Here is a 25,108-nt window from a genome sequence, read left to right on the forward strand (position 1 = left end):
ACAGGGCTCACTAAAGCGTGTCCCGGGATGTGGTCCGGCACTGCCTGGTGGAGGGTTGCCGACGCGGCCTCAGGTGTTGTGTGCGTCACACTTTTCGGCGTCCCCGGAGTCGGGTGCCGGGAGCCCGTAGACGGGTCGATTCGTTGCGGCGCAACGCTCCCCGGCACTGTCACTCCTGGTGGGTGGACCGGGGCCGGATTCGCGGAGGCACGCACCGGAGCCACCCCGGCACGGCTGGTGAGCGACCGATCGAACGTCGGCGATCCCGGATTTGCGGCCGTCATTACGCTGCGAAGTGGTTGATCGCCGGAACCACGGACGACAGGTGGAAGAACCTCAGATGAGTGACAATCACCCTCCCTACGGAGGCTATCCGGACCCGAACGCCGGAGCGTGGGGCAACCAGCCCGACCCGAACGCCCCGTACGGCGCGCAGCCGGCCTCCGGCGCGCCCTACGGCTCGCCGCCGGCGTCAGGTGCCCCCTACGGTTCGCAGCCGGCGTCGGGCGCGCCCTACGGCGCCCAGCCGGCCTCCGGCGCACCGTACGGCGCCCAGCCCGCTTCCGGCGCGCCCTACGGATCGCAGCCGGCCTCCGGCGCGCCGTACGGGGCGCCGCAGCCCGCGGTGTCGTACCCGGGGCAGGCCGGCTTCCCGCCGCCGGCCGCGCCCTACGCGCCCGGCACGCCCCAGGGCGGCGGCGGCAAGAGCAAGGGGCTGATCGTCGGCCTCGCCGCCGGTGCGGTGACGCTGACGCTGCTCTGCTGCGGCGGCGGGCTCGCCTACGTCGCCTTCAACGGCGACGAGGAGGACCCGAAGCCGGTCGCCTCCGGCAGCGCCACCCCCGGGCCGGACGGCAGTCCGTCCGCGACCCCCAGCGCTGACGGGCCGGAGTCGCCCGGGCCGGACGGTCCCACCAACAACGACGCGATCACCGCGCGGTACGCCAGCGAGATGTCGGCGGTCTGCGACGGGGGGCCGATCCTCAACGCCGCCCCGTACACCGCCCCGGCGGGCTCGAAGGCGTACGTCTTCTCCAACTCCCCGGACCGGCCGACGTTCTGGTCGCAGAAGACGATCAGCTCGGCCAAGCCGTACTACGCCAAGTCGGCGGACTTCGCCACCGTGTCCGTCATCGGCTGCCTGAAGATGGTCGAGGGCAGCGAGGGCACGCCGAAGAAGTGCCAGTACAAGAACAGCGAGGACAAGGTCGTCACCGTCGACTACATCTCCTCGCGGTACACGCTGACGTTCCACGCCGCCAAGACCGCCGAGAAGGTCGGTGACGGCGGCACGGTGAACGCTCCGGCCGCCCGCTGCCCGAGCTTCATCTCCTACAACAAGGTGACGATGAAGTCGTACGCGACGCCGGACAGCGGCACCATCGAGGCCGCGCTGGACCGCTTCCTCAAGTGAGGAGACCCGGATCGGGGTGTGCGCGTCGGCTGACCCGCACACCCCGATCCGGCTGCCGGCGGGTCAGGTGGCCGGCAACGGGCGGCCGTGCGCGTCCACACACTCGCGGGCGAAGAGCCGCAGCAGCTCCGGCAGGTGGAAGTGCTGGCCCGGATCGTCCGAGTCGACGGGCAGCAGCAGATTGTGCTGGACCAGGTGCTCCACCATCCGGTTGGCCTGCTGCCGGGGCAGGCGCAGGATCTCCACCGCGCTGGCCGGGGTGATGAACGAGCCGGCGCGGGCCAGCGCGCGCAGCGCCCGGCGGGCGTCGACGTCCAGCGCCTGGTAGCTGACCGAGAGGCTGCCGCGCACCGAGATGTCCCCGACGGCCAGCTCGGACAGCCGGTTCTCCTCGTCCTCCAGGTGCGCGGCGAAGCCGGGCAGGGCGACGTCGGGCTGGGTGACGAGCCGGCTGCCGACGATCCGCAGCGCCAGTGGCAACAGGTCGCAGGCCGCGGCGATCCGGCCGAACACCTCCGGTTGCTCACGTACCCGGCGCTCACCGGCGATCGTGGCCAGCAGTTCCACCGCGTCGGCGCGGTCGAGCGCGCCGAGCGTCAACCGCCAGCCGACGTCCAGGTCCAGCAGGCGCTGCCGGCTGTTGATCAGCACCAGGCTGCGGCCCGCGCCGGGCAGCAGCGGGCGCACCTGCTGCGCGCAGTGGACGTCGTCGATGATGAGCAGCAGCCGTCGGCCGGCGAGCGCGCACCGCAGCGCGGCGGAACGCTCCCGGATGTCCTCGGACACGTCGGCCAGCGGTACACCCAGCTCGACGAGCAGCTCCCTGATCAGTTCGCCGCTGCCGCGGGGTGGCTCGTCGCTGCTGTCGAAGCTGACGAAGAGCTGACCGTCGGGAAAGAGGTCGGCCAGGTCGTACCCGCTGGACACCGAGAACGACGACTTGCCGACGCCCGGCGCGCCGGACACGAGCACGACCCCGGCGTGCTCGTCGGCGCCGGCCGGGTCGGCGATCCCCTCGGCGATGGTGCGGAGCTGGCTGGCCGTGGTGTCCCGGCCGACCAGGGACGGCGGCTTCATCGGCAGGGCCTGCGGGCTCGGCGGCGGGCCGGGCGGCGCCGCGGGCCCGGCGCCGAGGGCCGCCGGCCAGCCGGACGGTGGTCGGACCTCGGCGGAGTCCCCGTCCAGCGCGGCCTGGAGGGCGCTCTGGAGGGCGGGACCGGGGTCGACGCCGAGCTCGTCGACGATGCCGCGCCGGGCCTGCTGGTACACGGCCAGCGCCTCGGCCACACGCCCCTCCAGCGTCAGCGCGGTCACCAGCTGCGCCTGCCGGCGTTCGTCGAGCGGCTCCTCGGCCACCATCCGGCGCAGCGACGGGATGACCCGGGCCGGTTGCCGCAGTCGCAGGCGCAGGTCGAACAGCTCGGTCGTGATCTCCCGGTGCTGCTCCCGCAGCGCCGTGACGGTCGCGCCCAGGTCGGTGCCCGGATCCGCCAGGTCCTCCAGCGGGGGCCCGCCCCACAGCTCGACCGCCTGGTCGAACAGCTCGGCGGCGACCTCCGGCCGGTCCCCCCGCGCGGCCCGGCGGGCGTCGTCGGTGAGACGCCGGAAACGCAGCAGGTCCAGCTCGTCCTCGTCGACCCGCAGGTGGTAGCCGGTGCCGTCGTGGACCAGCCGGTCGGCCGAGTCGCCGCCGCGGTCCAGCGCCTGTCGCAGCCGGTGTACGTACGTCCGCAGGTTGCGTACCGCCGACGCGGGCGGCGCGTCCGGCCACAGGCCGTCGACCAGCCGGGAGGTGGCGACCGTGCGCCCCGGGCTCAGCAGCAGCACGGCGAGCAGAAGGCGGGGCTTGGTGCCGGTGAGCGTGATCGGGTGATCGTCCACGTGAAGGGCCAGCGGGCCGAGGACACTGAACCGCATCGATGTATTCCCCCGCTCCGCAGGACCGTCCACAGTGTGGTGCACGGCTGGAATTCCCACCTTCGGCTGGGGAATACCTCGATCCCAGATGGTGCAAGTTGTCACCGATCGGTGTGTATCTCGTGACCCCGGGTGAGTTGCGCCGTCGCCCGGTGCGCCGCGTCGAGCACCGCCACCGCGTCCGCCACCCCGGCGCCCGCCGACCGGCCCGCGCGGACCAGCTCGGCGAAGTCCTCCGCCTGGCAGGCCAGGGCCGCGTACATGATGGCGTCCCCGTCGGCCGGGTCGAGGAAGGTCAACCGCTCGTGGTCCCGGGTGCCGAACACCTCCACCGTCGCCATGTCGCCGCCTCGGTGGTGCCGGCCGAGCGAGACCAGCGCGGTACCGCCGCCGGACAGGCCGAGCAACGCCTGCGCGCTGTCCACGTCCCGGCCGCGTACCGCCGGGTCGGTGACCGGACCGGCGGGCTGCGCGGCGACCCGGTCGATCTCCTGCCCGGTCAGCCACCGGATCTGGTCGAACTCGTGCACGCCCATGTCCACGAAGATCCCGCCGCTGCCGGTGCGGAACGCCGCCGCCGGCGGCTCGCCGTCCCACTGCGACGCGGCCACGAACAGGACCTCGCCGAGCGCGCCGCCGGCGATCCGCTCGCGCAGCCGGCGCAGCTGCGGGACGAACCGCCGCCAGTAGGCGACCTGGAACGGGATCCCGGCGGCGGCGGCCACCCGCCCCGCCTGCGCGGCCCCGGCCGGGTCGAGCCCGGCCGGCTTCTCGCACAGCACCGGCAGCCCGGCCTCGGCGGCGGCCGCGACCAGCTCGCCGTGCCGGCCGGTGGGCGCGGTCACCAGGAGACCGTCCGGCGTGGCGTCCGCGAGCAGGTCCGCCACGCTCGGGTACGCGGGCAGCCCGGCCGCGGCGACCTCCGCCCGTGCCGCCGGAACCGGGTCGACCACGTGCCGGATCCGGACCGTCCGGTGGTCGGCCAGGGCCCGCAGGTGGTGGCGGCCCATCCGGCCCGCCCCCACAAGTGCCAGCCGGAACTCATCGCTGCCGGTCATCGTCGGTTCCCTTCTTCTCGTCGGCGTCGTCCGTACGGTCGGGGCTCAGCCAGCCGGCCAGCGCGGCCACGACGGCCGGCGCGCCGGTGGCCAGGACCGCCATCCCGTCGTGGCGCCACCGTCGGGTCACCCCACCGGCGGCCTCGACCAGCGCGGTGCCGGCCGCGACGTCCCACGGCGCGGGGTCGAAGCTGACGAACGCGTCCAGTTCCCCCCGGGCCACCGCCGCCAGGTCGCAGACCGTGGAGCCGGAGTTGCGCAGGTCGGCGACGAGGGGCGCGACGCCGACGAGCGACTGGTACGCCCGCCGCCGCGGGCCGGGCGCGTTCGGCACCGCGAACGCCACCAGGGCGTGCCCCGGCGCGGCCTCCCGGTCGACGGTGACCGGGACGTCGCCGTCGAGCGCGCCGTCGCCGTCGAGCACCAGGCAGGCGCCGGTTGCCGGTTGCAGGATGGTGGCGGCGACCACCTGGCCGTCGCCGTCGTCGCAGCCGGTCGCCACCGCGATGCTCACCGCGTAGCGGCTCGCCCCGTGGCTGAAGTTCAGCGTGCCGTCGAGCGGGTCGACGATCCAGCGCAGGCCGGAGCAGCCGGCGCTGAGCCCGGACTCCTCGGCCAGGACGGCGTCCTGCGGCCGGTCGCGGGCGAGCAGGTCGAGGATGGCCCGTTCGCTGGCGTGGTCGGCGGTGGTCACCGGGTCCTGCGCCGCCCCGCCCTTGTGCATGGTCCGGAAACCCTGGCTCCGTGCCTCGCGGATCGCGTCCGCCCCGGCCCGCGCGGCGCGCAGGCTCAGGTGGCGCAGGTCGCCGGGAGCGGCGCCGATGCTCATCGCGCCACCTGCGCTTCCGCCGGTGCGGCGACCCGCGCGTAGTGGCCGTCCACGAACAGCAGCGGTGGGGTCGGCCGGAGCAGGCCGGCGGAGCGGACCGCGCCGATCAGCACGGCGTGGTCACCGGCCGGGTCGGCGGAGACGGCCTCGCAGCCGAAGTACGCCACCCCGTCGGTCAGGCGCGGGCAGCCGGTCGCCCGCTCCGCGTCGTAGGTGACACCGGTGAAGCCGTCGGCGCCGCTGGGCCGTCCCCGGCTGGCGAACCAGGCCGCCTCCGCGCGCTGGTCGTCGGCGAGCACCGTCACCGCGAAGCGCCCGGTACGCCGGACCGCGCCGAGCAGCCGGCAGTCCCGCCGCAGGCAGACCAGCAGCATCCGGGGCGACAGCGACACGGTGGTGAAGGAGTTGACCGTCATGCCCACCGGGCCGTCGGGTCCGACGGCCGTCGCCACCGCCACTCCGGTGGCGAACCGCCCGGCCACCGAACGGAACGCCCCTTCCTGCTCGTGTCCGTCTCCTGTCCCGGTCATCGTCGTTCTCCTCTCGTCGCGCTGCCGACCAGGTCGGCGGTCCGGCGCCGGTCGGTCTTGCCGTTGGCGTTCGTGGGAAGCGCGGCCACGTGGTGAATCCGGGCCGGCACCATGTAGCCGGGCAGCCGGTCCGCGCACCGGCGGGTCAACTCGGCGGTGATCCCGGCGGCGCCGGTGTAGACGGCGCGCAGGGCGACGTCGGCGTCCGCGCCGAACGCCAGCACCACCGCGTCCTGCACCCCCGGGTGGCCGCGCAGAACCATTTCGATCTCGCCGAGTTCGATCCGGTAGCCGCGCAGCTTCACCTGGTCGTCCAGGCGGCCGTGGTGCACGAGCGTGCCGTGCTCGCGGCGGACCCGGTCCCCGGTGCGGTAGTACCGGCGACCGGCGTACGTGACGAACCGGTCCTCGTCGTCGGCCGGGTCGAGGTAGCCGTCGAACCGCTGCGGCCCGTGCACGCACAGCTCGCCGTCGTCACCGCCGACGGTGCCGTCCTCGCCGCGCAGGATCGCGTCGAGCCCGGGGTGCGCGTCGCCGATCGGCACGGTGCCGTTCGAGGTGGCCGGCCAGTCCGCCGGATCCGCCGGCAGCCGGTGACCGGTGCAGGTCACGGTCAGCTCGGTGGGACCGTAGAGGTTCTCCACCACGCTGCCCGGCGCCGCCGCCGCCCACGCCCGCGCCTGCTCCAGCGTCAGCGCCTCGCCGGCGAAGAGGCTGTGCCGCAGGCCCGGCATGGCGCCGGGGGAGAGCATCCGCATCCGGCGGGCCAGCGAGACCACCGAGGGCACCGAGAACCAGTGCGTGATCCGTCGTTCGTTGACGAACCGCACCGGCGTCAGCACCTCGTCGGGCTGCGGCACCACGAGCGTGGCGCCGCCGCCCCAGGCGACGAACATGTCGAAGACGGACGGGTCGAAGGTCAGGTCGAAGGTCTGCGACAGCCGGTCGCCCGGGCCGACCGGGTAGCGGTCCCGGCAGCATGTGAGGAACGCGTCGACGTTGCGGTGCCGGATCGGCACGCCCTTGGGCCGCCCGGTCGAGCCGGAGGTGAACAGCAGGTACGCCACGTCGTCCGGCGCCACCGGGGCGGCCGGCGGCGGGACGCCCGGCGCGCCGTCGAGGCGTACGGTCACGGCGTCGCCCGCGACCTGCGCCGCCGTCGCGGCGCCGGCGTCGTCGACCACCATCGCGTCCACCCCCGCGTCCCGGCACAGCCGGGCGGTGCGGGCCGGTGGGAAGGCCGGGTTGAGCGGCACCACCACCGCTCCGGCGCGCAGCGCGGCCAGATAACCGGCGTACGCGGGCAGGCTGCGGGCGGCCAGCAGGCCGACCGCGCGCGGGCGTCGGCCCACCTCGGTGTGGATCCGGCCGGCGAGGCCGTCGGCGAGGTCGCGCAGCCGGCGGTAGGTCACCGGCTCCCCGCCGACCTCCAGCGCGACCGCCTCCGGCACCCGTGCCGCGGTTCGCTCGAACCACTGGTAGAGACTCACGGCGTTGCTCCCTTCGCTGTGCTGTCGTCGATCGGCGTCCCGCCGCCACCGGGCGCGGGACGCCCTCAGGTCACCGCGCCGGCCAGCTCGTCGGCGTGGTCGGCGATGCCGGCGAGCATCGCTCCGGTTGCTCCACCGGCGATGCCGAACATGGCCGCCTCGGTGCGCAGCTGCGCCTCCCCGCCGTCGCGGAACGCGTCCGCGCCGCGCAGGCGCACCGCCTCGGTGGCGACCCGGTCCACGGTCTCGGCGGCGCTGACCTTGAGCAGCATCCCGGTGACCGCGGACGGGACGGCCGCCGGCGCGTCCAGCAGCGGCGCGCACAGCGCGTCGAGCTGGTGCGTGGCGACCAGGCACCGGGCGTACCGCTCGCGGATGGCCGGGCGGTCCCACAGCGTGCCCGCCCCGGCCGGCCGGCGCCGCAGCCAGTCGCGCAGGCCCGCCAGCATCCGGTGGCACATGGCCCGGGCCCACAGCGCCCCGGCGACCCGTTCGACGCCGACCTGCCGGGCGAACCCGGCCAGCGCCCGGCCGGGGCGGCCCAGCACGGCGTCCGGGCCCAGCGCCACGCCGGCGAAGCGCAGGTGGCCCACACCGGACCCGGCGAACGCCCGGCCGGCGGATCCGACTGTCACGCCGGGCGCGTCGGCCGGCGCCAGCACCCAGCAGAAGCTGGTGAAGTGCCGCGCCTCGCGGTGCCGGGCCAGCACCAGCGCCGCGTCGCAGCTCGTCGCGTTGGTGATCCAGTCCTTGCCACCGTCCAGGACGGCGCCGTCGTCGCCCAGCTTCACCCGGGTCGTGGCGTCGAGCAGGTCCGATCCCGACCCGGCGGCGTCGGTGACGGCCAGCGCCACCACGGTCTCGCCGCGCAGCATCCCGCGTCGCGCGCGCTCGGCCGGCCCGGTCGCGCCGGCCAGCAGCGGCAGCACCGTGGCGACCTGGACGCAGACCGACAGCGTCACGCCGAGCGGGCACCGGGCGTCCAGCTCGGTGAGCAGGGCCGACAGCCGCCGGGGGTCGGGCTGGACGCCGTCGGCGTAGAGCGCCTCGATGGTCCCGGCGGCGCCCAGCGCGCGCCACACCGCACCCGGGTCGGTGGGGTCCACGCCGGACAGCGCGGCGCCCGCCGGGGCGGCGTGGTCCCCGGCCGACGTCGGTGTCGCCCTCGGCTCAGGCAAGACGCACCCCCGGGTCGCGCAGTGACAGCGCCCCGTTCGCCAGGCGCAGCCGGTCGTTCGCGTAGTTCAGCGAGGCCGAGCGCAGATCCCGGAACGTGCGCTCCAGCGCCAGCGGCGAGTCGGTCAGGTAGCCGTGGCGCAGGCCCGCCAGCTCGACCAGTTCGTGCGCGGCGGCGAAGGACTCCTCGGCCGCGCGGATCTTCAGCGTGTTGAGCAGCAGTTGCACCGGCGCCGCCGACATGTCCGGCGCGCCGGTGACCACCGAGACGGTGTGCCGCAGCAGCGCGTGCGCCGCGTCCAGCCGGGCCCGGATCCCGGCCAGCCGCAGCAGCACCAGCTCGGAGGAGGGGGCGAACTGCCGCCGTCCCGCCTCGCTGCGGGCGTGCCGCAGCACCCGGGCGTACGCGCCGGCCGCTGCCCCGATCCAGGCCGCCGCCCAGCCGACGTGCGCCAGCGGCGCGAAGACAGTGGTGGCGATCTCCCGGAACCCGCCGTGTTCGCCGATCACCTGCCACTGCGGCACCGCGCCGCGCAGCCGCATCGGGACGCTGTGCGTGGCCCGCATGCCCAGCGGACGCCACCCGCCGGTGACCTCGACCTCCACCTGGTCCCGGTCGGCGTAGACCAGGTCCACCTGGGCCGCCGAGCCGGCGCCCGGGGCGCGGGTGGTGATCAGGAAGGCGTCCGCGTACGGGCCGCCGGTGACGATCGGGGCCTGCCGGTCGACGCGCAGCATCTCGCCGTCGTGCTCCAGCGCCGACTCGGCGGTCAGCAGGTGACCGCCCTTGCCGGCCTCGGTGGTGACCGAGCCGAGATACCGCTCGCCCCGGGCCACCGACGGCAGCACCTCGGCGCGCAGCTTCTCCCCGCCGTACGCGGTGATCGCGGCGACCTGCTGGCAGTGCATGGCGAAGACCATCGCCACCGACATGTCCACCCGGCCCAGTGCCAGCGTGACGTCGACCAGGTCCGGCAGCGTCCCGCCGGCGCCGCCCTCGGCTTCGGGGACCAGCAGCCCCAGCAGCCCGCTACGACGCATGGCGTCCAGCGTCTCGGTGGGGAAGGCCGCGGTCTCGTCGGCCTCCCGGGCGTGCTCCGCCGCGATCTCGGCGACGGTCTCGACGGCCGGGGCGTACCCGGCGACGGCCGTCATCGGGAACCACCACCGACCGGTGTGCGCAGCTCCTCGACCACGCCCCACAGCCCGCCGGCGGTGGCGAACGTGGAGTCGACCAGCTTGTCGTCGGGCACGGCGACCCCGAACGTCTCCTCGATGGCGAACAGCAGCTCGATCTCGCGCATGGAGTCCAGGCCGAGGTCGCGCAGCCGGGCGTCCTCGGTGATCTCCTCCGGGCCGGCGAACTTGAGGAACGGCCGGAGCAGCTCGGTGAATTCGGTGTTCATGACGTCACCTTTCTTCTCGTGGTTCGTCAGTGGCTCCCGGCGCGTCGACCGGGTGCCGTGTCAGGGTCAGCCGGGACGTCTCGACGACGCGGTCGCCGTCGCAGACGACCTCGACCGGCGCCGGATGGCCGAGGAAGGCCAGCAGGCTCGCCGAGAGCCCGTACGCCCCGACGTTCGGCACGGCGAGCACGTCGCCGGGCCGTACGTCGGGCAGGCTCGCGGCTCGGGCCCAGGTGTCCAGCGGCGTGCACAGCGGCCCGGCGACGATCGCGGCCTCCAGTGGCGCGCCGTCGCGGTCGTCAGCGGCGTGCAGGGCGGGCACGAGCGGCGGCAGCCGGCGCAGGCCGGACATCCCGCCGAGGTGGTTGATGCCGGACTCCAGCACCACCACCGGCGTGCCCTGCGACCGCTTGACGTCCAGCACCCGGGTCAGCAGCGTGCCGGCGGTGGCGGTGAGGAACCGTCCCGACTCGAAGGCCACCGTGGGCGCGCCGTCGCGCCAGCCGGGGAAGAGCCCGTCCAGGGCCGGGCCGACCCGGTCGGCGAGGCCGGTCAGGTCCGCGTTGTGGCCGGGCCGGGCGAACGGCGCGCCGAAGCCGCCGCCGAGGTCGAGCAGGGTCAGGTCGATGCCGAGCAGGTCCCGCAACCGCCGGGCGGTACGCGCCGCGGCGGTGAACTGGGACACCAGCGCGTCCACCGAGTCGACGTTGCTGCCGGTGTAGAGGTGGAACCCGCGTACCGGGGCCGACGGGCGGGAGCGGAACCGGTGCGGTTCCCGCTCGATCCAGTCGGCGTCGGCGCCGAACTGGGACGCGACGCCGGTCATGGTGAGCCCCTGACCCGGGTTGGGCACCCGGTCGTTGACCCGCAGCAGGCAGCGCAGTTCGACGCCGTGCGCGGCGGCGATCCGGTCGGCCTGGTCCAGGCCCTCGGGCGAGTCGACGGAGAACCAGCGGACACCGGCACGTACCGCCTCGGTCACCTCGGCGTCGCGCTTGCCCGGTCCGGTGTAGAGCATGCGCTCGCCCGGCACGCCGGCCCGCAGCGCCGCGGCCAGCTCGCCCGGCGAGCAGATCTCCGCGTCGCAGCCGGCGGTGTGCAGCGCCGCGACCAGTGCCGGGTGCGGGTTGGCCTTGAGCGAGTAGAACAGCCGGCTCGGCGCGGGCAGCGCGGCGACCAGGGCGGCGTGGCTGGCGCGTACCCGGGCCAGGTCGTAGCGGTAGGCCGGGGTGTCGAAGGGCAGGTCAGCCATCGTGCTCACCCGCCAGCCGGGCCAGCGCCCGCCGGTCCACCTTGCCGTTGCCGGTGAGCGGCAGGTCGGGCAGCACGACGCAGCGCGCCGGCACCTTCATCTCCTCCAGCTGCTCCCGTAGCCGGCGCAGCACGTCGGCGGGGGTGAGCGCGGCCACCACGAACAGCGTCGCGCCGTCGTGGCCGTCGGCCGGCGGCAGCACCCCGGCCGCGGCCACGCCGTCGACCCGGTACGCCGCGGCCTCCACCTCGGTGGCGCTGACCCGGGTGCCCTTCTCCTTGTAGACATCGTCGCGCCGGCCGGCGAAGTGGACGTACCCGTCGTCGTCCACGTGGCCGTGGTCGCCGGTGTGCAGCTGCGGGAAGAGCCCGTGTACGCGCCGGAACCGCTGGGCGGTCAGCTCGGGCCGCCGCCAGTAGCCGGCCATCACGTGCGGGCCGCGTACCACCAGCTCGCCGGGAACGCCCGGTGGTTGACGCCGCCCCTCGGCGTCCACTGTGAAGATCTCGGTGCCGGGCAGCGCCCGCCCGCAGGCGCCGGGCCGGCGCAGGTCGGCGTCCGGCGGCATGATCGCCGCGCGTTTGCACTCGGTGAGGCCGAACATGAGCTGGACGCTCAGGCCGGGCAGCAGCCGGCGCAGGCCGGCCAGCACCTCCGGGGGCATGGCGGCGCCGGTGTTTGTGAGCAGGCGCAGCGGCGGGCGCGGCGCGCCCGCGCGGCCGAGCAGCCGCAGCAGGTTGATCGCCAGCGACGGCACGCAGGGCAGCACCGTGGCGCCGGACTCGACCAGGCTCACCAGCAGGCGGCCACCGGTCTCCGCGCTGTCGCCCAGGCGCAGCCGGGCGCCGGCGACGGTGCTGAGGAAGATCTGGTAGAGGCCGTAGTCGAACGACGGCGGCAGCAGGACGTGCACCACGTCGTCGGGCCGGTAGCGCAGCTCCGACTGGATCGCCCGGACCGCGAACGTGACCTGGGCGTGCGTGGAGACCACGGCCTTGGGCATGCCGGTGCTGCCGGAGGTGTAGATCAGGCAGACCGGGTCGACGGCCAGCGGGCCCGGCCCGGCCGGCGCGTCGCCGCCGGCCGCGCCGGATGCCGCGCGCCGCAGCGCGGCGGCCCCTCGCGCCGGGACGCCACGGGCGTGGCACAGGCCGGTGAGCACCCGGTCGTCGGTGAGGACCAGGACCGGTTCGGCGTCGTCCAGCACGTGGGCGAGGGCGACCTCGGGGGCCGGCGTCCGGAGAACGACGAAGACCGCGCCGGTACGGGCGACCGCGTACAGCAGCGCCGGCAGCGTCGCGTCGGCGGGCAGCGCCACCAGCACCCGGTCGCCGCGCCGGACGCCCTGCCCGCGCAGCCAGCCGGCCAGGCGCAGGCTGTCGGCCCGCACCTGACGGTACGTGCGCTCGACGGTCCCGTCCCCGGCGGCGGGCGCGTCGGGGCGCGCGCCGGCGGTGCGGTCCAGCAGGTCGTGCAGCAGTTCGGCACTCATCGGGCACCTCCGGTGGCGGCGCCGAACATGGCGCACAGGGAGCCGACGTCGCGCAGGTCGGCCGCGGAGAGCGCGGTGGCCGGAACCTCGACGCCGAGCCGCCGCTCGACCCGGTCGATGACGTCCACCAGCCGGAACGAGTCGAAGCCGGGAAGCTCCCGGAGCACGTCGGTGGTGCGCAGCGTCGAGCCGTCCAGGTCCAGGGTTTCGCCGAGCGCGCCGAGCACCGCGGCGCGTACGCCCTCTCCACCTGCCGGGTCCGGCGCGGGCCGCACGGCGTCGTGGCCGGGCGTGGCGGCCGGTTCGGCGATCGCCTCCAGCGCGTCGAGGTGGTCGGAGATCAGCTCGCCGAGCGCGTCCGCCAGTTCCGGCGCGGCCGGCCGGCCCGCCTGGGCCCGTCGCAGCGCCACGTAGCTGCGCGTGGCGAGCTGCTGCCAGCGCGCGGCCTGCCCGGCCAGCGCGGCGGCGGCCTCCGGCGCGACCGCCGCGAGCCAGCGTTCGTGCAGGTCGCGGGCGCGCGCCAGCAGCCAGACGTCGAGCACGAAGCGGTGCAGCCCGGCCACCGTGTCCAGGGCGGCGCCGGTGCGGTCCAGGTAGCGGGCGATCTCCGGGCGGGCCCGGCGAGCCCGGGCGGCGTTGCCGGCGAGCATGGCGGGCACGTCGATCGCCGGCGCCGGGTGCGCCGTCACCGCCAGCGTGTGCGCGCCGCCGGCCAGCGCCGCGTCGAACGCGGCGGTGGGCAGCCGCCACACGCCGGGCCGCGCGGGGCCCCAGGCGGTGTCGTTGTGGTAAGCGTCGACCACTGTGACCTGATCCGGCCCGGCCTCGGTGGCGAGGAAGCTGTGCCGCATGTGCTCGTGCCCGTGGTAGGGACACCACGGCAGGTCGTACGCGTCGGCGGTGACGTAGAGCGGCTGGCCGGGCGCGCACAGCCGGCGGACCTGCGGGCCGTCGAGCTGCATCCACCGGCCCTCGACGCGCAGGCCCAGCAGGTCGACCGCTTCGGCGGCCCGGTCGTCCGAGGTCGCCTCGACGGAGATCAGAGCGTCCTGATCCCGGGTGCGGAACCCGTACCGGGCGCCGAGGGCGAGATGGCTGCCGGACCCGTTCGCGTAGTCGGCGAGCAGAGCGAAGCTCGTCTGGAGACAGTCCAGCGCGGTCGCGTGCAGACCGGTCAGGATCGGCGTCCACACCGGATCCGTGCTCGGCCGGTCCGGCGCGTTCGGGACGTGTGGGGACATGGGAGGCTCCTCGATGCGGATACGTGGGGCGGGGCCGCCGGCGCGGGAGTCGCCGCGCCGGCGGCCGGTACGAAGGTCAGCTGTCGCCGCGGCCGTCCAGCCCGTTGGCCCAGCTGGCGAGCGCCTGCGCCTGCTCGGCCAGCGCGTGTTCGTCGGTGCCGATCGGGTCCTTGAAGAAGAACCCCAGCTCCTCGATCGGGCCGACGTGCCCGGCGCGGTGCGCCGCGGCGGTCAGCCGGGCCAGGTCGAGCACCAGCGGGGCGGCCAGCGTGGAGTCCACCCCGCTCCAGGTGAGCTGCATGGACATCCGGACGCCGAGGAAGCCCTCGAACGAGACGTGGTCCCAGGCGGTCTTGTGGTCGCCGAGGTCCGGCACGTTGTCGATGTGCAGCGGGGCGGTGACGTCCTCACCGAGCAGCGCGGGCAGCACGCCCGACTTCGAGCTGAGCTTGCTGCGGGCGTTGCGCGGGTCCTCCAGCGTCGCGCCGTCACCGCCGCCGAGCAGGTTCACCCCGGCCCAGGAGAGCACGTGCAGGGCGCGGCTGGTGAACATCGGCGCCAGGGCGGTACGCAGCAGCGTCTCCCCGGTCTTGCCGTCGGAGCCGGCGAACGGCACCCGCTCCCGCTGCGCCAGCATCTCCAGCGCGGGCAGCCGGGCGCCGGTGGACGGGGTGAAGTCGACGAAGCCGCAGCCGGCCCGGAACGCCGCGTACGCGACCACCGAGCTGGCCGGCAGCGCCTTGTCGTCCGGGTCGGCCAGGGCGCGGGTCAGCGCGTCCAGGTCGTCGTGCTCGGGCCGGTGGTCGGCCGGCGGCTCGGTCGAGGACACGTTGATGACGACGACCCGGGACAGCCCGTGGCGGGCGCGGAACTCCTCGATGTCGCCGGCCAGCCGGTCGACCACCTCGGCCAGCGGTCCGGTCTCGGTACGCGCGTCGTAGCCGGTGCGCAGGTTCTGCTCGACCTCGGGCAGGCTGCCCCGCACGGCGGCCAGCACCGGCGCCGGGATGACACCGGAGTCGACGAGCGACTCGGCCTTCTTCTCCAGCGGCGTGTCGACGATGTCGTGCCCGCCGACCACCAGGTCGGTCCAGCTCACCAGCGGCGCGTCGCGCAGCATGCCGGTGTCGGTGACGCAGCCGGTCGAGTCGGCCATGCCGGCGCGCAGCGCCAGCAGACCGGTGATCGCCGTGGTGGCGACCGAACCGCGGGCGCCGTTGAGCCACACGCCGACGGGTGCGTCCGTTTCGGGGGACGGGGCGTGCGAGGTCTCGCGTTGGGTGACGGTCACGGGAAGACTCCTTCTCTGGGTGCGCCGGGACGGCGCGGTTCAGCGGGTGAGCACCTTGGTGACGGCGGCGGCGATGTCCTCCATGTCCTGTTCGGTGCCGAGGAAGGTGCTGTGGTGTGTCTGGACGGTGTGTGCGGCGAGCCACTCGGTGTTGGGGTACGTGCGCTCCCGGTGGATCGCCGCGAAGCGTTCGGCCAGCGGCGCGAGCAGCGGCTTCGTCCACGGCTGCAGCAGGCGGCTGCGGTGCAGCGGCTCGTCGGTGCAGTAGAACCGCCGGCCCAGCTCGGCGGTGAGCGCGGCGGCCACGGCGGCGTTGTCCAGGCCGGCCGGCAGCTCGTCGAAGACGATCGTGCCCTCGTAGATCGAGATGCGGGTCTGCCCCGGCGCCGGTTGCAGCAGCCGTACGCCGTCGACACCGTCCAGCAGCTCGCCGAGCAGCCGGTAGTTGTGATTGCGCACGTCGTGCTGGCCGTCCAGGACGGCCAGTTGCGCGCAGGCCACGGCGGCGGAGAACTCGCTCAGGCAGAAGTTGGCGCCCTGCACACCGGCGCTCTCCTCCAAGTCCAGTTCGCCGGCCGGCGTCCGGTCGCCCCGGTAGCGGCGCGAATCGGCCCGCAGCTCCTCGAGCACCGGCGCGAGCGTGTCGTCGTCGGTGACCACGGCCCCGCCCTCACCGCAGGTGAGGACCTTGCCGTGCTGGAAGCTGAAGCAGCCGAGCCGGCCGAGCGAGCCGGCCTGGCGGCCCTGCCAGGTGGCGCCGTGGGCCTGCGCGCAGTCCTCCACGACGGAGATGCCGCGCGGCCGGGTGACCGCGTCGAGCGCCGGCACGTCGGCCATGTTGGAGGCCCAGTGCACGGCGACCACGGCCCGCGGGTCCACGGACAGGTCGAGGTCGTCCGGCCCGACGCAGCCGGTGTCCCGGTCGACGTCGACGAGCACCGGGACCAGGCCGGCGCGCAGCGCGGCGGTCGCGGAGGCGGTCCAGGTCAGCGCCGGTACGAGCACCGTCTCGCCGTAGCCGAGGCCGAGTGACTCCAGGGCCACCACCAGGGCACTGGACCCGTGGTCGACCGGCACGCAGTGGCGGGTGCCGACGTAGCGGGCGAAGTCGGCGGCGAAACGTCGCTCGAACAGGACGGTGTCGCCGACGGACGGGCTGCTGATCGCCCACCGGCCGCCGGTCAGCACCGCGGACAGGTTGGCGGCGGCATCCGGCGCGGGGGTCGGCCAGCGTGGCCATGGGCGGTCCGGCGGGCGGACCGGCCGGCCGCCGTCCACGGCGAGCCGCCGGTCGATGGGGATGGAGGTCGTCATGCCTTCGACCTTGATGGCCATCGATACATCAGCGGTACATGCGCGATGGCCGCAACGGCCGGCGCTGTGTATCGGCGCTGTACCCCGGTGGTCGAACCTCGGGGCATGAGCCGATCCGCATCGCCCGTGGGCGAACCGACCGAACCCCGCGCCGTCACGCGCGGCGTCTCCGTGGTCATCCCGGTCAAGGACCGGGTGGCGGAGATGCGCCGCCAGCTCCGCAGTCTGCGCGACGCCGCCCCGAACTGCCCCGAGCCGGTGGAGGTGGTGGTCGTCGACGACTCGGCGCCCGCCGCGGCCGCCGCCCACCGGGCGGCCTGCGCCGAGTACGGCGCCCGCTACGTGCGCGGGCCCCGGCACGTCGGGGCCAAACGGAACCTGGGCGTCCGGCACGCCCGCCACGACCTGGTGCTGTTCACCGACTCCGACTGCCGGGTGCCGGCCGACCTGATCACCCGGTACGCGGCCCGGCTGCGCGCCTCCGGCGAGGAGGTCGCCGGCGTCACCGGCCCGGTGATCGTCGAGCCCGGCGACAGCGCGTTCTTCCGCGTGATGCGCCGCTCCTACCTGCTGCTCGGCGACCTGACCCGGCCGCTGCACTACGAGCGCGTGTCCTGGGGCGCCGGCGCGAACATGGCCGTCAAGCGCGCCGTCTTCGAGGCGGTCGGCGGGTTCCCGGAGGACTCCCCGATGCCGCTGGGCGGGGAGGACCTGCACCTCGGGCTGCTCCTCACCGACGCCGGCTACGTGCTGCTCACCGACCCGGACGGCGTGGTCACGCACGACACCGGCGTCGCCGACACCTTCCGCGCGGTCGCCTACCGGTTCACCACGTACGGGCGCTCCGAGCAGTGGCTCTGCCTGGCCCACCCGCACCGGCGCCGGTTCGTGCTCAACACCGCCAGCACGCTCGCCGTGACCGCGCTGGCCGGGCTGCTGACCGCCCGGCGCAGCGGGGGACGCAGCCTGCTCGCGGTGCCGGCCGTCGCGGCCGCCGTGATCGCCGCGAAGACGCCCGGCCGGCTCGGCGGCGACCGGGGACCGCGTGCGGTGGCCGAGTCGGCGGCCTGCGCGGCGATCGAGACGCTCTTCGACGGGGCCGCGTTCGTCACCTCGCTGCGGCTCGGCCGTCCCGACCTGCTCTTCACCGGCTTCCGCGCGCCGGACGAGGCGGACTACCAGCCGGACGAGACGGACCACCGGCCGGTCGCGCCGGTGGCCGCGCCGCCGGTGGCGGCCTGACGGGGGGAGTGGCAGTGCCGACGACGTACCCGCTGGCCCCCGGCCAGCAGATGATGTGGGAGTTCATGACCGCGCTCGACCCGGCCCGTCCCGGCGCCTCACGGCTCGTGGTGGTGGAGTTCCGCCGGTTGCGCGGCACGCTGCGGGTCGACGTGCTGCGGCAGGCGATGCAGGACGTGGTGGACCGGCACGACGCGCTGCGGATGCGGTTCGACCGCATCGGCGTGCAGCCCGAGGTGCGGATCCTGCCGCACGTGGAGTCGCCGCTGGAGTACGTCGACCTGTCCGGACTGCCGCCGGCCGAGCAGCAGGCCCGCGTCGAGCAGATCGCGTACGCGCACCGCAACGACGCGTTCGACCCCGGCCGGGCGCCGCTGTGGCGGGCCGCGCTGGTCCGGCTCTCCGCGACCGAGCACGTGCTCGCGCTCTGCTTCTTCCACATGGTCTCCGACGGCTGGTCGTGCCGCGTCGTGGTGGAGGACCTGTGCCACGCGTACGCGGCCCGGCTCGGCGCGGCCGACCCGCAGCCGCCGCTGGGCGTGGACCCGGCCGCGCTCGCCGCGCTCCAGGAGGCGGAGCAGTCCGGCAACGGCGTCGACGCCGCCGCCCGGGCCGCGTACTGGCGGGACCGGCTGCGGCCGGTGGAGCCGTACCAGCTCTTCCCGGCGTCGCCGCCGGCGCCGGACGTCGCGCTCAGCGCCGAGGTGGCCACCCGCTTCGCGTTCCCGCCCGAGATCACCGCGCGGCTGCGTCCGGCCGCACGGCTGGCCCGCACCAGCCCGTACGTGCTGCTGCTCGCCGCGTACCTGGTGCTGCTGTCGCGGCGGGCCGGCCGGTCCCGGGTGGTGCTGGGCACCACCACGCTGGGCCGGGAGAGCCCGCTGTCCCGGCAGCTCGTCGGGCAGTTCACCAACAACGTCTACCTGCCGGTCGACGTCGCGCCGGACGCGCCGATGAGCGCTGTGGTCGACGTCGCGCACGCCTCGCTGGCCGGGGCCGTCGCGCACGCCACCGCGTACCACCGGCTGGCCCGGGCGGTCCGTCCCGGCTTCGCGGCGATCCGCCCCTGGCCGGACAACCACCTGTTCGACGCCTGGTTCCAGTCCGCCGCGTCGGCGTCGCCGGTGCTGCACTGCCCGGATCTGCGGGTGGAGCCGGTCGACATCACCGCCCGGGCCGCGCCCGGCACCCCGCCGCCGGTGGTCGCCGCCGACGTGCCGCCCGAGTGTCTGCCCGTCTGGGTCAAGCGGGGTTCACCGATCGTCGTGGTGGACGACGACCGGGCCGGCGGCGTGGTGATCCGCAACCGGGGTGTCTTCGGCGACGACCTGGTACGCGGGCTGATCGACGACTACGTCGCGGTGGTCTCGGCGCTCGTCACCGACCCCGGCACCACACCGGAACGGGTACGCCTTCCTGACGGTGCGTGCTTCCTCGACCACGCGATCGGGTAGGAGTTCCGACGGACCGATCCCAGAGAGGTACGACGACCATGACGGACACCTCGACGAACCAGCACACGACGGAGCAGCCCGCGCCGCCGGTGCCCCGCTCGGCCGTACGGGCCCGCTGGTCGGTGGCGCTGCTCTTCGTCATCATGGGCCTGGCCATCGGCGGGTGGTCGGCCCGCGTGCCGGAGGTGCGGGACGCGGTAGGGGTCGGCAACACCGGCTGGGGCCTGGCGAACATCGCCACGAACGCGGGGGAGCTGGTCTCCCTGGTCGTGGTGGCGGTGCTGATCAGCCGCATCAACACCCGCCGGCTGGCGCTGGCCGGGGCCGCGCTGATCCTGCTCAACGCGCCGCTGCTGGCCGCGTCCACCACTGTGGTGGCGCTGGTCGGCGGGCTCGCGGTCTGGGGCTTCGCGGCGAACCTGCTGGCCACGCCGATGAACGCCCAGTCGGTCGAGGTGCAGAAGCGGTACGGGCGGCCCATCCTGTCCACGTTCCACGCGGGCTTCAGCATCGGCATGCTGGTCGGCGGCCTCTGCGGCACCGGGGCCGCGGCGATCGGGATGTCGCCGTCGGTGCAGATGGCCGTCACCAGTGTCCTGCTGGGCGCGCTGCTGATCGGCACGCACCGCTGGCTGCCCGACACGCCCCGCCAGGAGACCAAGGACGGCGAGGCGCGGCGCCGGCTGCGTGACCGGTTCACCCCGCAACTGCTGCTGCTCGCGGTGATCGCCTTCCTCGCCTCGTTCATCGAGATGGCCGGCGCCCAGTGGAGCGCGCTGTACGCGACCGAGGTGGCCGGCGCCACGGCGGTGCTCGCCGCGGCCACGTACACCTGTCTCTCGCTGGCCGCGACCGTCGCCCGGCTGTTCGGCGACCGGCTGGCCGGCCGGGTCGGGCGGATCCGCTTCGTCCGGCTGTCCGCGCTGGTCGCGACAGCCGGCGTGGCGCTGCCGGTGGCGTACCCCCATCCGGCGGCGGTGATGGCCGGGTTCGGACTGCTCGGGTTCGGCCTGGCGTGCGTGACCCCGACGGTGCTCGGCTTCGCCGGTGAGCAGCCGGGCCTCACGTCCGGCGAGGGCGTCTCCGTGGTGGCGATGGGCCAGTGGCCGGGCGCGCTGCTCGCGGCGCCGGTGATCGGCCTGCTCGCCGGCGCGCTGGACCTGCGTACCGCGTTCGTGGTGGTGGCCGTGCTGGCGCTCGCCGTGGTGGCGTTGATCGGGCGGGTGCGGGCGGCGGCGCTGCCCGGCGAGAGCCCGGCCCCGCCCCGGCCGTGACGGCCGGGGCGGGGGCGGCGGTCAGAAGTCGTCGTCGAACGTGACGCTGCCGGTCACGCCGACCTGGTACGCCGACACCCGCCGCTCGAAGAAGTTGGACAGCTCCTGCACGTCCTGCAACTCCATGAACGCGAACGGGTTGGCGCTGCCGTACATCGGGGCGATGCCGAGCACCGCCAGGCGCCGGTCGGCCACGTGCTGGAGGTACTCGCGCATGTCGGCCAGCGACATCCCCGGCACGCCCTGGCCCAGCAGGTCCGCGGCGAAGCTCACCTCGCACTCCACCGCCTCGGCCAGCATCTCCTTCACCTGCTTCTCCATCTCGGCGTCGAACAGGTCCGGTTCCTCGGCGCGTACGGTCTCCACCACGTCGAACGCGAACGCCATGTGCATCGACTCGTCCCGGAACACCCAGTTGGTGCCGGAGGCCAGCCCGTTGAGCAGGCCCCGGGACCGCAGGAAGTAGACGTAGGCGAACGCGCCGTAGAAGAACAGGCCCTCGATGCACGCGGCGAAGCAGATCAGGTTGAGCAGGAACGCCCGCCGGTCGTCGCGGGTCCGCAGCTCCCGCAGCTCGAAGATCGAGTCGATCCACCGGAAGCAGAACTCGGCCTTGCGGGCGATCGACGGGATGTTCTCCACCGCGGCGAACGCGGCGAACCGTTCCTTCTCGTCCGGCACGTACGTGTCGAGCAGGTTCAGGTAGAACTGGACGTGCACCGCCTCCTCGAACAGCTGCCGGGACAGGTAGAGCCGGCCCTCGGGCGAGTTGACGTGCTGGTAGAGGTTGAGCACCAGGTTGTTGGCGACGATCGTGTCGCCGGTGGCGAAGAACGCCACCAGCCGCGACACCAGGTGCCGTTCGGCGGGGGACAGCTTCGCCAGGTCGGCGAGGTCCGAGTGCAGGTCCACCTCCTCGACCGTCCAGGTGTTCCTGATCGCGTCCTTGAACCGGTCGAAGAAGCGCGGGTAGCGCATCGGCCGCAGGGTCAGGTCCATGCCGGGGTCGAGCAGCATGTGCCGGGTCGGTGCGGTGGTGGTCACTGGCATGCCTCGCAGCTCTCGGGGTTCTCCAGGGAACAGGCCAGCGCCTCGTCGTCGCTCACGGCGGAGACCACGCCGGGCACCGGGGCGGGCACCGGGGCGGGCACCGGGGCGACGGTGGCCTGCTGGATGCGGGTGGCGGGACGGGAACGCAGGTAGTAGGTGGTCTTCAGCCCGGCCTTCCAGGCGTACAGGTACATCGAGGACAGCTTGCCGATGGTCGGCGCGCTCAGGAACAGGTTGAGCGACTGGGACTGGTCGACGAACGGCGCCCGCGCGGCGGCCAGGTCGATCAGCGCCCGCTGCGGCAGCTCCCAGGCGGTGCGGAACAGCTCCCGCACCGGCGCGGGCAGCTCGGTGATGTCCTGCACCGAGCCCTCGGCCCGCTTGATCCGGTCGCGGACCTGCGGCGTCCACAGTCCGCGGGCCTTCAGCTCCCGCACCAGGTACGTGTTGACCTGGAGGAACTCCCCGGACATCGTCTCGCGCTTGAACAGGTTGGACACCTGCGGTTCGACGCACTCGTAGCAGCCGGCGATGGAGGCGATGGTGGCGGTCGGTGCGATCGCCACCAGCAGCGAGTTGCGCAGCCCGCCTGCGGCGATCCGCTCACGCAGCGCCGCCCACCGTCCGGCCTGCGCCGGCTCCGCGCCCCACAGGTCCGGGTGCAGGTCACCCTTCGCGGCCCGGGTCTGCGGGTACGCCGGATGCGGCCCGAACCGCTCGGCCAGCCCGGCGGAGGTCTCCAGCGCGGTCAGCAGGATCTCCTCCTGCACGCGGGTGGACAGCTCCTTCGCCTCGGGGGAGTCGAACGGCAGGCGCAGCGTGAAGAACGCGTCCTGCAACCCCATCAGGCCGAGCCCGACCGGCCGCCAGCGCGGGTTCGACGCCGCCGCCTGCTCGGCCGGGTAGTAGTTGATGTCGATCACCCGGTCGAGGAACACCACAGCGGTGCGGACCGTGGCGCGCAGCCGCTCCCAGTCCACCCCGTCGGCGGTGACGTGGGCGCCGAGGTTCACCGAGCCGAGGTTGCACACCGCCGTCTCGGCGTCGTCGTTCACCTCCAGGATCTCGGTGCACAGGTTGGACAGGTGGATCACGTTGCCCGGCTCACCGGTCTGGTTGGACAGCCGGTTCGCGGCGTCCTTGAACGTCATCCAGCCGTTGCCGGTCTGCGCGAGCGTGCGCATCATCCGCCCGTACAGGTCCCGGGCCCGTACCGTGCGGACCGCGTTCTTCTCCGCCGCCCGGTACGCGGCGTCGAACGCCTCCCCGTACAGGTCGGGCAGCTCCGGGGCGTCCGACGGATCGACGAGCGACCACTCGCCGTCGGCCTCGACCCGGCGCATGAACTCGTCCGGGATCCAGTTGGCCAGGTTGAGGTTGTGCGTACGCCGGGACTCCTCGCCGGTGTTGTCCCGCAGCTCCAGGAACTCCTCCACGTCCGGGTGCCACGGCTCCAGGTAGACGCAGGCCGCGCCCTTGCGCCGGCCACCCTGGTTGACCGCGGCCACCCCGGCGTCGAGCGTCTTGAGGAACGGCACGATGCCGTTGGACCGGCCGTTCGTGCCCCGGATCAGCGCGCCCCGGCCGCGCACCCGCGACCAGGCGATGCCGATGCCGCCGGAGAACTTCGACAGCTTCGCCACCTGGTGGTAGCGCTCGTAGATCGAGTCCAGCTCGTCGCGCGGCGAGTCGACCAGGAAGCACGACGACATCTGGGTGTGCCGGGTGCCGGAGTTGAACAGCGTGGGGGAGCTGGGCAGATAGGCCAGGCTGGACATCAGCCGGTAGAAGCCGACCGCCTCGCCCGGGGTGCGGGACAGCCCGCAGGCCACCCGTAGCAGCCAGTACTGCGGCGTCTCCACCACCAGCCGCGACTGCGGGTGCCGCAGCAGGTAGCGGTCGGCCACGGTACGCAGTCCGAAGTACTCGAACCGCCTGTCGCCGTCCGGGTCCACGGCGTCGTCGAGCTTGCGGGCGTGCCGGGCGACGAATGCGGCCGTCTCGTCGCCGATCAGCCCCAGCCCGTGCGCGTACGCGATCGACTGGCTGAAGCTCGCCACGCCCTGACCGCGGACCTCCTTGTCCACGTACGCGGCCAGCAGCCTTGCCGCCAGCTTCGAGTACTGCGGCTCCTCGCCGATCAGCTCCGCCGCGGTCTGGATCGACAGCCGGTCCAGCTCGGCGGTGGTCGCCCCGTCGTAGAGCCCGCTGATCGTCTTGGTGGCCACCCGCAGCGGGTCCACCTCGTCCAGGTCGGCGACCCAGCGTTCGACCGCCCGGACGATCTTGCCGACGTCCACCGGCTCGGTGTCGCCGTCCCGTTTGCGTACCCGCATCGCCGGCCGGCGGGCCTCGGACCCGCCGCCGGTGGCCGGCGGGCTTTCCTGCACGACAGTCATGACCTCTCCTCGCTGTCACCGTCTGGAGACGGCGGGAGACGCCAACGGGCACGGCGCGGCCGGCCCGGCTGCTGGCGTCGGTCGTCCCGCGCGACCTCCGGCCGCCGTACGCGGAGGCGCACGGCGCGCTGGCAGGTCTTCGGACTCGCGGGCCCGACCGGGGTCGCCGGTCGCCTACCGGCCGTCGCTTCCCAGGCCGGTGGCCCAGTGCTGTTGACGGCTGTCGTTCCCACTCACCGCTGCGGGGCAGTCCCGGATTTCCACCGGGTTCCCTCTTGCCTCGGCCCCGCCCCGGAGGGCTCGGCCGAACCAGCTGCGGCACCACCATATATGGCGGTGGGGGCGGTTGGGCAACACCAGATGTCGTGTCGGGCGTGTCGCATGGATCTCACTGTCCACAGTGCCTACCCCCGATGCCGGCGCTCGCCGCCGGGCGCGATACTCGGCGTATGGGGAATACCGGACGCCGCTGGGCGTGGGTGGCGGTCCTGCTCGTCGGCGTCGGGCTTCACCTGCTGGTGCTGGAGACACTGTCCGGCACCGGCACCGTCACGTTCGTACCGGCGCTGATCGTGCTCGGCGCGTGCGTCGCGCCCGCCACGTTCCTGGCCTTCGCCCAGGGGCGGCCGGCCCGCCGCCCGGTCCCCGGCTCCGTCGTCGGCGTCGCCGCGCTTCTCGGCGGCGTGGTCGGCGTGGTCGCCGCCGGCTGGCTGGAGTACGGCACGCTGCACCGCCTCGGCGTCCTGCCGATGGCGCTCGTCGGCCTGGCCGAGGAGACCGCGAAGCTGATCGTGCCGGCCGGCATCCTGCTGCTGTGGCGGCGGCACCGGTCACCGGCGCAGGGCCTGGTGATCGGCGTGGCCTCCGGCGCCGGGTTCGCCGCGCTGGAGACCATGGGGTACGCGTTCGCCGCGTTCGTCGGGTCGGAGGGCAACCTCGGCGCCGTCGAGCGGACGCTGCTGGTTCGCGGTCTCACCGCGCCCGCCGCGCACCTGGCCTGGACCGGGCTGACCGCCGCCGCGTTGTTCACGTTCGCCGCCGCGCCCGGCGGCCGGAGACTGGCGGCGTTCCTGCTCACCTTCGCCGCCGCCGTCACGCTGCACACCTGCTGGGACACGTTCGGCACGCAGCCCGCGTACGTGTTCATCGGCGGTGTGTCGCTGGGCTGGGTGCTGCTGCGCCTGCACCTGGACCGCGAGCGGCCCGCCGCCCCGCCCCGGGCGCCGGAGCGTGATCCTCACCAGCTCGCCGAGGTGGCGGGGTCGGAGCCCTCCTGATG

Annotated in this window: 20 protein-coding genes and 1 riboswitch; of the genes, 5 read left to right on the plus strand and 15 right to left on the minus strand. The window is 74.5% G+C overall.

Annotation, left to right across the window (positions count from 1 at the left end):
* Positions 1-340: 340 nt before the first annotated feature.
* Complete coding sequence (locus tag O7542_RS07810) at positions 341-1,414, plus strand: hypothetical protein (RefSeq protein ID WP_043323358.1); 1,074 nt, start codon at positions 341-343, stop codon at positions 1,412-1,414.
* Positions 1,415-1,477: 63 nt separating this feature from the next.
* Here the strand turns inward: O7542_RS07810 and O7542_RS07815 are convergent, their stop codons facing one another.
* From O7542_RS07815 to O7542_RS07875, 13 genes are all read right to left on the minus strand, one after another.
* Complete coding sequence (locus O7542_RS07815; RefSeq protein WP_281605953.1) at positions 1,478-3,331, minus strand: AfsR/SARP family transcriptional regulator; 1,854 nt, start codon at positions 3,329-3,331, stop codon at positions 1,478-1,480.
* A gap of 101 nt (positions 3,332-3,432) precedes the next feature.
* Complete coding sequence (locus O7542_RS07820; protein ID WP_281605954.1) at positions 3,433-4,389, minus strand: Gfo/Idh/MocA family oxidoreductase; 957 nt, start codon at positions 4,387-4,389, stop codon at positions 3,433-3,435.
* Positions 4,373-5,218, minus strand: a complete 846-nt coding sequence (locus O7542_RS07825) for an inositol monophosphatase family protein (RefSeq protein ID WP_064445640.1) — start codon at positions 5,216-5,218, stop codon at positions 4,373-4,375. The genes O7542_RS07820 and O7542_RS07825 overlap by 17 nt, the downstream gene beginning before the upstream one ends.
* Positions 5,215-5,748 carry a flavin reductase family protein gene (locus tag O7542_RS07830; protein WP_043323361.1) on the minus strand — a complete coding sequence of 178 codons (534 nt, stop codon included), beginning with the start codon at positions 5,746-5,748 and terminating at the stop codon, positions 5,215-5,217. The genes O7542_RS07825 and O7542_RS07830 overlap by 4 nt, the downstream gene beginning before the upstream one ends.
* Positions 5,745-7,238, minus strand: a complete 1,494-nt coding sequence (locus O7542_RS07835) for an amino acid adenylation domain-containing protein (RefSeq protein WP_281605955.1) — start codon at positions 7,236-7,238, stop codon at positions 5,745-5,747. Before O7542_RS07835 ends, O7542_RS07830 begins: the two co-directional genes overlap by 4 nt.
* Before the next feature lie 65 nt (positions 7,239-7,303).
* Complete coding sequence (locus tag O7542_RS07840) at positions 7,304-8,416, minus strand: acyl-CoA dehydrogenase family protein (protein ID WP_281605956.1); 1,113 nt, start codon at positions 8,414-8,416, stop codon at positions 7,304-7,306.
* Positions 8,409-9,569, minus strand: a complete 1,161-nt coding sequence (locus O7542_RS07845; RefSeq protein WP_281605957.1) for an acyl-CoA dehydrogenase family protein — start codon at positions 9,567-9,569, stop codon at positions 8,409-8,411. The genes O7542_RS07840 and O7542_RS07845 overlap by 8 nt, the downstream gene beginning before the upstream one ends.
* Positions 9,566-9,820 (minus strand): phosphopantetheine-binding protein, encoded by a 255-nt coding sequence (locus O7542_RS07850; protein WP_043323366.1) that lies wholly within the window; start codon positions 9,818-9,820, stop codon positions 9,566-9,568. The genes O7542_RS07845 and O7542_RS07850 overlap by 4 nt, the downstream gene beginning before the upstream one ends.
* Before the next feature lie 4 nt (positions 9,821-9,824).
* On the minus strand, positions 9,825-11,072 hold the full coding sequence (locus tag O7542_RS07855; RefSeq protein ID WP_104113455.1) for a decarboxylase: 1,248 nt from the start codon (positions 11,070-11,072) through the stop codon (positions 9,825-9,827).
* Positions 11,065-12,564, minus strand: coding sequence for a class I adenylate-forming enzyme family protein (locus tag O7542_RS07860; RefSeq protein WP_281605958.1), 1,500 nt, complete (start codon positions 12,562-12,564; stop codon positions 11,065-11,067). The genes O7542_RS07855 and O7542_RS07860 overlap by 8 nt, the downstream gene beginning before the upstream one ends.
* Positions 12,561-13,805 (minus strand): acyl carrier protein, encoded by a 1,245-nt coding sequence (locus O7542_RS07865; protein ID WP_069088461.1) that lies wholly within the window; start codon positions 13,803-13,805, stop codon positions 12,561-12,563. Before O7542_RS07865 ends, O7542_RS07860 begins: the two co-directional genes overlap by 4 nt.
* 76 nt (positions 13,806-13,881) lie before the next feature.
* The gene (locus O7542_RS07870) at positions 13,882-15,096 is read right to left on the minus strand and encodes an inositol-3-phosphate synthase (RefSeq protein WP_051610915.1); all 1,215 of its coding nucleotides are present in this window, start codon (positions 15,094-15,096) and stop codon (positions 13,882-13,884) included.
* Between the two features lie 39 nt (positions 15,097-15,135).
* Positions 15,136-16,410 carry a DegT/DnrJ/EryC1/StrS family aminotransferase gene (locus tag O7542_RS07875; RefSeq protein WP_245254771.1) on the minus strand — a complete coding sequence of 425 codons (1,275 nt, stop codon included), beginning with the start codon at positions 16,408-16,410 and terminating at the stop codon, positions 15,136-15,138.
* Between the two features lie 105 nt (positions 16,411-16,515).
* On the opposite strand from O7542_RS07875, the gene O7542_RS07880 reads away from it, so the two are divergent.
* Genes O7542_RS07880 through O7542_RS07890 form a run of 3 tightly spaced genes read left to right on the plus strand, consistent with a single transcriptional unit; the run spans position 16,516 to position 20,380 of the window.
* On the plus strand, positions 16,516-17,652 hold the full coding sequence (locus O7542_RS07880) for a glycosyltransferase (protein ID WP_223200994.1): 1,137 nt from the start codon (positions 16,516-16,518) through the stop codon (positions 17,650-17,652).
* 14 nt (positions 17,653-17,666) lie between these two features.
* A complete protein-coding gene (locus tag O7542_RS07885; RefSeq protein ID WP_281605959.1) occupies positions 17,667-19,106 on the plus strand; it encodes a condensation domain-containing protein in 1,440 nt (479 codons plus the stop codon).
* A gap of 38 nt (positions 19,107-19,144) precedes the next feature.
* Entirely contained in the window at positions 19,145-20,380 is a 1,236-nt protein-coding gene (locus O7542_RS07890) for an MFS transporter (protein WP_166455999.1), read from the plus strand.
* Between the two features lie 21 nt (positions 20,381-20,401).
* Here the strand turns inward: O7542_RS07890 and O7542_RS07895 are convergent, their stop codons facing one another.
* Positions 20,402-21,430: a ribonucleotide-diphosphate reductase subunit beta gene (locus O7542_RS07895; RefSeq protein ID WP_043323372.1), complete on the minus strand. Its 1,029-nt coding sequence runs from the start codon at positions 21,428-21,430 to the stop codon at positions 20,402-20,404.
* Positions 21,421-23,766, minus strand: coding sequence for a ribonucleoside-diphosphate reductase subunit alpha (locus tag O7542_RS07900; protein ID WP_240925607.1), 2,346 nt, complete (start codon positions 23,764-23,766; stop codon positions 21,421-21,423). Before O7542_RS07900 ends, O7542_RS07895 begins: the two co-directional genes overlap by 10 nt.
* A 175-nt stretch (positions 23,767-23,941) precedes the next feature.
* Positions 23,942-24,158: riboswitch (cobalamin riboswitch) on the minus strand.
* A gap of 120 nt (positions 24,159-24,278) precedes the next feature.
* On the opposite strand from O7542_RS07900, the gene O7542_RS07905 reads away from it, so the two are divergent.
* Positions 24,279-25,106, plus strand: a complete 828-nt coding sequence (locus tag O7542_RS07905) for a PrsW family glutamic-type intramembrane protease (protein ID WP_043323375.1) — start codon at positions 24,279-24,281, stop codon at positions 25,104-25,106.
* The last annotated feature ends 2 nt before the right edge of the window (positions 25,107-25,108 follow it).

Origin of the sequence: Micromonospora sp. WMMC264, assembly GCF_027497275.1 — a bacterium.
Taxonomy (GTDB): Bacteria; Actinomycetota; Actinomycetes; order Mycobacteriales; family Micromonosporaceae; genus Micromonospora; species Micromonospora chalcea.